This is a genomic window from Paraburkholderia mimosarum LMG 23256 = NBRC 106338 (assembly GCF_000739815.1).
Classification (GTDB): Bacteria; Pseudomonadota; Gammaproteobacteria; order Burkholderiales; family Burkholderiaceae; genus Paraburkholderia; species Paraburkholderia mimosarum.
The window spans coordinates 1-952 of record NZ_BBJJ01000332.1 but is presented as its reverse complement, the minus strand read 5'-3'; the positions used below and the strand labels follow the sequence as shown (position 1 = coordinate 952).

General features: G+C 57.1%; 1 protein-coding gene. It reads left to right on the top strand.

All coding sequences use genetic code 11. From position 1 onward, the window contains the following. Window positions 1–597: transposase (locus tag BMI01S_RS37730; RefSeq protein ID WP_255217869.1), on the top strand; the 597-nt coding region annotated here is incomplete at its 5' end. Window positions 598–952 lie beyond the last annotated feature (355 nt).

Below are 952 nucleotides of genomic sequence, written 5' to 3'. Positions count from 1 at the left end.
AGCGCAGTAACCACGGCCGCGGCGGGCGTCCCGAAGAAACCTGGCACCGATCGCAGCTTTGGTAAGCTGAGGCGTCGCGCCACTGAAGACCGACTCCCCATTGGTGCTATCAACGCCCGTTTCTTAGCGTGGTCCAAGGGGCGGTGGCGCAGTAATGCGCTACCGCTACCCGACATCGGCGTGGACGCAGAGTCGGGTCTGGTCCACACCGTCATTGGTACGGCAGCCAACGTGCACGACATCAATGCGGCCGAAGCGTTGTTGCACGGGCAGGAAAAGGATGTGTATGCTGACGCCGGATATCAGGGTATTGAAAAGCGATGTCAGACTAACCCGGTACGCTGGCATGTCGCGATGCGACCGGGCAAGCGTCGACAACTGGACCTGACCAATCGTCTGGACGCGATATACAACCAGATTGAGCGCCTGAAGGCTGGCGTGCGTGCCAAGGTTGAACATCCGTTTCGCGTGCTCAAGCAGCAGTTTGGTTACACGAAGACCCGCTACCGAGGATTGATGAAGAATATCGCGCAGATCACGACACTGTTTGCGCTGGGCAACCTCTGGATGGCGCGCAAGGCTTTAAGCAAAGCGTGAAACGCCCGGCGCATCAGGCCGAGAGTCTCGGCAAACGAAGGTCATCATGGTTCAAAAGCTCGACGACCAACCTGCTAGCAGACTCTGCGGCCGATACGCCCAACGTGAAAAGATCGGCGCTCTGAAAACATGTTGTGCAGACCTTCCCTAGGTGGGATGCGGCAGCGGATTGAATGACACGGCGTCGAAGCCGCACTACCGCAGTTTGACGAAGAGTGCAAAGTGCGCTTCTCACGCAGCGTTTGATGGCACAGCTATGTCAGAAATTGGAGCGTGAAGATTCACACTACGGCTGTTTGCGCCAGTATCGATGAGTTCAATGGTTTGTTCAGGGGCCCTCTGAATGCCTTCGCAT